The 6,632-nt window shown below is 57.7% G+C and carries 8 protein-coding genes; 3 read left to right on the forward strand and 5 right to left on the reverse strand.

Annotated features, from left to right (window positions below; translation table 11 throughout):
* Positions 1-201: 201 nt before the first annotated feature.
* The gene (locus H6G62_RS06645; protein WP_190493328.1) at positions 202-1,407 is read right to left on the reverse strand and encodes a hypothetical protein; all 1,206 of its coding nucleotides are present in this window, start codon (positions 1,405-1,407) and stop codon (positions 202-204) included.
* 212 nt (positions 1,408-1,619) lie between these two features.
* The gene (locus H6G62_RS06650; protein ID WP_199324792.1) at positions 1,620-3,254 is read right to left on the reverse strand and encodes a mechanosensitive ion channel domain-containing protein; all 1,635 of its coding nucleotides are present in this window, start codon (positions 3,252-3,254) and stop codon (positions 1,620-1,622) included.
* Between the two features lie 203 nt (positions 3,255-3,457).
* Between H6G62_RS06650 and H6G62_RS06655 the strand changes: the two genes are divergently transcribed.
* From H6G62_RS06655 to H6G62_RS06665, 3 genes are all read left to right on the forward strand, one after another.
* Positions 3,458-3,949: a pentapeptide repeat-containing protein gene (locus H6G62_RS06655; RefSeq protein ID WP_190493329.1), complete on the forward strand. Its 492-nt coding sequence runs from the start codon at positions 3,458-3,460 to the stop codon at positions 3,947-3,949.
* Between the two features lie 15 nt (positions 3,950-3,964).
* Positions 3,965-4,558: a DUF3177 family protein gene (locus H6G62_RS06660; RefSeq protein ID WP_190493330.1), complete on the forward strand. Its 594-nt coding sequence runs from the start codon at positions 3,965-3,967 to the stop codon at positions 4,556-4,558.
* Positions 4,559-4,620: 62 nt separating this feature from the next.
* Positions 4,621-4,914 carry a hypothetical protein gene (locus H6G62_RS06665; RefSeq protein WP_190493331.1) on the forward strand — a complete coding sequence of 98 codons (294 nt, stop codon included), beginning with the start codon at positions 4,621-4,623 and terminating at the stop codon, positions 4,912-4,914.
* 82 nt (positions 4,915-4,996) lie between these two features.
* Here the strand turns inward: H6G62_RS06665 and H6G62_RS06670 are convergent, their stop codons facing one another.
* The 3 genes from H6G62_RS06670 to H6G62_RS06680 form a co-directional block, all read right to left on the reverse strand.
* Positions 4,997-5,794 (reverse strand): aminotransferase class V-fold PLP-dependent enzyme, encoded by a 798-nt coding sequence (locus H6G62_RS06670; protein WP_190493342.1) that lies wholly within the window; start codon positions 5,792-5,794, stop codon positions 4,997-4,999.
* A 296-nt stretch (positions 5,795-6,090) separates the two neighbouring features.
* Entirely contained in the window at positions 6,091-6,210 is a 120-nt protein-coding gene (locus H6G62_RS27705) for a hypothetical protein (RefSeq protein WP_347239301.1), read from the reverse strand.
* 148 nt (positions 6,211-6,358) lie between these two features.
* A partial coding sequence (locus H6G62_RS06680; protein ID WP_206755637.1) for an IS1 family transposase occupies positions 6,359-6,632 on the reverse strand: 274 nt, incomplete at its 5' end.

Consider the following 6,632-nt stretch of genomic DNA (forward strand, 5'->3'; position numbering starts at 1 on the left):
CCAATCCGAATGGGACAGCCCCAAAGCCCAGATCGACCAACCGTAGGAGCGAGGTTGCGGCATCCGCAAATACCAGGCAGGGTCAACCAAGTCGGATTTCCGATGATGTTCCATTCTGAGGAATAACCTCCGGTTGGTGCCAGTAAAAACCCCAGGTAATCTGCGATCACCTGGGGTTTTACTATGTTCTCTCGATGCAACCTAGCGATACATAAAGTTGCGGTAGATCAACCGAGCATTAAAGCGTTGACTCCTGAGGTAGCTGACCATCGCCTCCGCTTGACCCCGGTCGGTGCATTGAGCGGCATTGATAAACTGCCCCTGACGAGCATTCTCAAACTGAGGGGACACGGTGCAAGTATCCAAACGGCGAGGGGTAGCGGTATCACGGTTCAATAACTCTCGAATTGAGTCTAAGTCACGCTGGTCGCCAAAGACCCCAGCCACCCAAGGGGCTAGGGAACCACTGGAAACCCCTCCCCCCTCAAAGCAACTTGGACGGTCTTCCGTAGGAATATTTACCGTCAGCGGCACCGTGTTAGTCCGGGGTTCCGACAACAGTAACGATCCATTGGTGCCAATCACCTCTAGAACGGCACGCCCCCCGGCATTGACTCGCGCATGGTAGCGGGCCGCTGTGCCATTAAATTGAGTGCCGCCAAAGTAGGAAATCCAGCATTCATATCCCGGAATGGTGCCGGAGGTTTCTGCCGTTGCAACCTGGCCATTAACGACGGTGGTGGCCGTTGGCTTGAAGTAGACGTTCATCTTACGAAGGTTATCCGCTGGATCGCGGAACACCCGCACCGCATAGTTTTGGGTTTCAAAACCAAGGAGGGTATTGCGCTCTAGGGCTCCGGTGACGGGGGCCTCAGGCATTTGGGGGGCATCGATGCCGCCCGCAAATTCGGTGAAAATGATCTGACTATTGGAGGCGTCCACAATTTCTAGGCGAGCCTGCCGGGTACCTCGGTTGTGGCTGGCCCGGAAGCGCACGTTGCGGCCATAGCGCGACCCCAAGCTTTCAAAGGTCAAAAATCCGTCGGAAGACACAGCACCTAGAAAGGTGGCGGGCTGGGCGTTGAGTTCCAGTTCCGTGGGAGAGGTGCGCCGGAAGACGTTCATTCTGGCCGCCGTCTGATTGGCAGGGATAAAGACCCGCACCGCATAGGTGGGCGTGGTGAATACCAGAACATCGCGCTGAACATTCGCCTGGGCCAGCAGGGCATCCTCGGAGAAGGAGGATGTCCAGACGGTCCCAGTTTCGGTGGAAGATGACGGCGAAACGGCACCCACAGGCACTGCCAAACTGATGGCTAAGAAACAGGCTGCTAGGGCAAAGGATACCAAGGATATGAGCCGCCTTGACCAACGGTGGAGGCGGTGACTCGGCCAGGCTAGCTTCATAGAAAATCGCTCCCTAAACTCCTCACTAGAGAAATCCCACGCTATTTAGTCGACACCATCACGGTGACGGGGGCGACCAAGGTCTGAGAGCCCTAGTCTTTCTCTAATTTACGGACGTAATTCTAGCTAACTTTTCTAAAAGCGCTCTTTCTTTTCAAGAAATCTGTACCTTTCCGACGTCGTTCCCTTGCACCCCTGTAATATTCTGCCCATTAACGCCCGACTTGCCGCCCATCCTCGGAGTCGGGGGCCATGCGCTGGAGCCATTGCTGGGCATCGGGGCCAAATTCTAGGGGCAGGGATCCGGTGCGCAGATGCAGGTCGCGCTGGGGGAAGGGGACTTCAATGTGATGCTGGCGCAGCAGTGCTTCGATGGCAAAGTACAGATCGCTCTTAATCACCAACTGCCGATGGGGCTGGGCGATCCACACCAGGAGTTCAAACCGCAGGGCATTATCGCCAAAGCCTAGGAAAAACACCTGGGGCAAGGGGGTAATCAGGATTTCGTCACTTTGCCGACAAGCCTCCAGCAAAACCTGTTTCACCTGGGTTGGGTCCGAAGCATAGGCCACCCCCACGGGCAATCGAATCCGGGAAACGGGGTTGCCGTGGCTCCAGTTGATGATTTCCTGATCCAGCAGGCGCGAGTTGGGCACAATGATGGCCACATGATCCAGGGTACGAATTTCGGTACTGCGGGATCCGATGCGGTTTACCGTGCCCTTCACCGCCCCAAAATCGACAAAATCCCCTACCTGTACCGGACGCTCGAACACCAACACCAGCCCGCTGACAAAATCCCTCACCAACCCTTGCAGACCAAAGCCAATCCCAATTCCTAGGCCGCTGGCAATTAGGGCCAGGGAACTGAGGTCAATGCCCCAGATCTGCAACACCACCACGGCCCCCAGCAACATCAGGGTGTATTTGCTGAGGACGGCAATGGCCTCCTGGGCAGACAAGCTAATTCCGGCAACGTTCAAGATCCGGGATCGCAGTAGATTGGTCACTGTATTGGCGGCAATCACGAGGGCCATCAGGACGGCCAACAGCAACAGCAAATCCAGCAACGAATAGGCCCGACTGCCCAGCACCAAACTTCGCGCCAACAGCCCCTCCGTTAGGCTACGACCCACCACATAGCTAAACCGTCGGGTGAGCGGAAACAGGTTGGCGATGTAGGTTAGGGCGCTAAACCACACGGCCCCCTGTACTACCAAAAACATCAGGCGTAGCAAGAGCCCTAGCCCAGTTCTGCGGCCATCCTCCTCGGTGCGACCACCCCACCGAGCCACCAGCGGCAACAGCCAACGCCGCCCCAGCCAGCCCAGCCCAGCCTGAATGGCCAGGGCCACCGCCACCGCCACCGCCGACCGGGCTAGGGCGGTAATCCAAAAGTCTCCCCGCCGCTCGGCCTGGGCCTGGGCCAGCCCTTGGTTGAGGATTTCCACCCAGATCTGTGCCTGCTCTACGGGGGTCTTGGCCGGATTCAGGTCAGCATCGGCCTGGGTGACGGTCATGATGTAGCGGTCGTCCACAAAGATCACCGGATTGCCCGCCTTATCCCCAGTTCGGCTTTGAATCCGCACATTGGGTTGGGTATCCAGTTCCAGCAGGGGCGCAAGGTTGGTCCCAATCGCCGCCGCCCGCTCCGAGGCCGTCAGTTCCGCCGATCCCGGCACCTCAAACAAAAAGATGCTGTCCAAAAACACCGAGGCCGTCTCTGGAGGCGCTTCCTGGGCTAGGGCAAACCCAGCCCAGCCCAGCCCCACGCTCCACAGCGATAGGGCTAACCCCAAACCCAGGTATTGGAGCCAGCGCTGGCAACGGCACAAAGAAATCCCCATGATCCTGGAACCTGCACATCGCCCCCAGCATAGCGCCCCCGCCCCGCATCAACCGCCCACCCTGGCCATCCCACCCTCCGAGGTTCCCAATTTATCCCCCCCCTAGCCCATGCCCTGAACCGGATTATGATTGAATAGGTTTGAGTTACAGCCTCCGTCGATTACAGAGTCTTCGGAGCCGTTGTCTACGCCCTGCGGAATCTATGGTGAGTTATCTACGCCTGTCTCGTCTTGTTATTGTCCTGGCCCTCGTGGTAGTGGCCAGTTTGGCCTGGATCAGCCCTGCCCACGCTGCCAGTTTTGATCGCCAAAACCTGCGGATGACCGACCTCTCCAACCAAGACCTGCGCGGCAACGACTACACCCGTGCCGACCTGGCCGAAGCCGACCTCAGCCACACCAATCTGCGTGGGGTGCGCCTGTTCGATACCACCCTCTCCCGCGCCAATATGGAGGGATCCGATATGACCGGGGCTACCCTCGATGGGGCTAGGTTTGTCCAGACCAACCTCACCAACGCCATCCTGGAAGGAGCCTACGCCTTTGGCACCGATTTTCGGGGAGCCACCATCGACGGGGCCGACTTCACCGATGTGCTGCTGGCCCCCAAGGTCAACGCCATGCTCTGCGACGTGGCCAAAGGCACCAACCCCGTCACCGGACGCGACACCCGCGACACCCTTTATTGCCCCTAGTCTTGAAACTTCTTTATGATCGACCCCTCTCTGCTTCGCGCCGTGGTTTGGCTAGATTACCGTCTGGCGGTGCTGTTTACGGTATTTTTGCCCCTGGCTTTGTTGCTTTGGGCCTTTGTCCAAAAAAACGAATCCATCCAGCGCCTCACCACGATTTATTGGAAGGTGGCCAGTCTACTCATGATCACCGTATATCTCATGATCGGTGGCTTTAGTATCAGCTTCCTCAGCGCCCTCATGGCCCGCGTGCTGATTCCCACGAGCCTCTGGTTCTGGGTGGATCTCAACGAAGAAATCCGCGAACAGCCCAGTTCTTCGCTCAAGTTTACCTTCTCCGCATGGCGCTGGGCCGTGACGATCTACAACCTTCTGGGTGCGGCCCTGTTGATTCCCTTCCTGCCCTGTGCCTTCTCCAATTCCCGCTTTGCCGCCGCCGATTGTCAGGTTTGGCTAGAACCGCCCTTGCTCTATAAGGCTTACCTCCACGCCGACTACACCAACGGCTTCCTTGGTTTCTTTGGCATCCTGGGCCTGATTATCTACCTGCTCTGTCTGGCCTGGTTTGTGTTTGTGCGCCTGGGCAAACAGGGTCGCCAAGCCATGAACTGAGGCTACGTCTACAGGATCGTTACTCCCCACTCCCCACTCCCCACTCCCCACTCCCCACTCCCATGTCCCTCGGTTTTCGCCTCGAACAATACACCCTAAAACATCCCCAGGCGGTGCTGAGGGTTCAGGCGAGGGTGGCTGGCGACATGGATGAAATCCTGATTTTTCGCGGCTTTTCCAGTTCTCTGGTGCGGCCCACCGCCTTTGATCCCGATGTGCCCGTGATTCCAGACGGGGCCGAGATTGAAACCATCGATATCCTGGCGGGGCCATACAACCCGGATCAGCCTCGTTACCTGCACCAAGGGCTTTCCTGGGGTGAGATGCAAGGGTTTTTAGAAGCCGCAGGGCTTTAAGGTAAGCGACAAGCCTCCCAATCAAGCCCCGAAAACGTGATAGCCAGGGGTAAGCAACAAGGCACTGTCGCCGCCAGCCTTCTCACCGTAGCCGAGAGATCGCCAAAACGGCACGGCTGATATGATCAGAGGCTTGGGCGAGGTCTGATGCGGTCGTAAATTTGCCCAATCCGATCCGGAGTGAGCCGTCTATTAAAGGCGCTGGCAAATTCATCGCCCTTAAGACGTGGGAGGGAGCTTCAACCCCAGAGGAGCAGGCCGATCCGGTCGAGATGGCGATCTGGTGCCGCAGTCTGGCCATCATGGCGCTGTTGGGGATGCCGGGGATGGCAATGTGTAGGTTTCCGGCTAGGCGGTTGTGCAGGTCGCCGTTGATGACCAGGTCGGGAATTTGGGATTGGAGGAGGGCTTGGAGGTGATCGCGCTTTCGTCCAATTTCGACCTCATCCACCGCCATCTCGGCCATTCGCAGCCGACAGGCTTCGCCTAACCCCACAATGCCTGGAAGATTCAGGGTGCCGGGGCGCAATCCCCTTTGCTGGCCACCACCGTAGAGCAAGGGCGCTAATCGATGCCCTCGCTGAACCACCAGTGCCCCTACGCCCTGGGGGCCATAGAGTTTATGGGCCGACAGGGCCAGCATGGTCATGCCCCACTCGTTGAAGCGGATAGGAACTTTGCCGACGGCTTGGCAGGCATCGCAGAGCAAAGGCACCTGGTAGCGCTGGGCGATGGCGGCAATGGTTTCGATGGGGTAGAGAGTGCCGACCTCGTCGTTGGCGGCCATGGTGCACAGCAGATGAAGGCCGCTGGCACAGGCTTGTTCGAGTTGATCTAGGTCAAGACAGGCCTGGGTATCGACGGGAATCGGGATCATCATCAATCTGCCCTTGCCTATGGAGGGCTTCGCAAGTATCGAGGACAGCTTTGTGCTCTACGGTGGAGATGGCCACGCGGGGTTTGCCCTCACCCCCAGCCCCTCTCCCAAAACGGGCTACTAAGTACACATAAGTCCTTAACGTAGACGATACAGGGAATCGAGCCCCCCTAGCCCCCCTTAAAAAGGGGGGAACCGGAGTCAAAGTCCCCCTTTTTAAGGGGGATTTAGGGGGATCTCCAAGGACTTGCGGCGAAAGCAAGATGTGTGTACTTAGTAGCCCAAAACGGGAGAGGGGGTTAGAGCGTTGATTGTGCCTTAGCCCCGGAGGTGAAGATAATATCTCTGGGGGTCGCGCCCACAAGATTCGCAACGTGGCGGGTGGCTTGTTTAACGGCGGCTTCGGCCCGATCCCCCACCTCATGATCAAGGCTGCTGGCGTTGCCAAAATCCGTCGTCGGTAGTGCATTAATCTACGGGTCAGAGAAAAAACAGCCAAAAACAGCAATCTACTGCCGTAAGGTCTCTAGGGTCGCCTGATTATTCTCTAGCCTGTACGAAATAGGACTACCTCCGCTGCGGAATCACAGTGACGTAAGCCTCCCAATAGTCGGTGTAGACCTTGGCACACTGGCGGTAGACCGCTGGGATGGACTGCCATAGGGCCATCGCGGATTCCCGAGAGCGGTCGCCAATATGGCAGCCGATAATCTCTCGGGTATCCGCATCCATCACCACCCAGACCCACGGCTTGTTGCCTTTGTGATCGACAAAGGACCAGAGTTCATCCATCTGCACCTTCAGCTTGCCTTTAGCCTTGGGGACGACCTCTGCCGCTTTA

The organism is Phormidium sp. FACHB-1136, assembly GCF_014697375.1.
In the GTDB taxonomy this organism is placed as follows: Bacteria; Cyanobacteriota; Cyanobacteriia; order Phormidesmidales; family Phormidesmidaceae; genus Nodosilinea.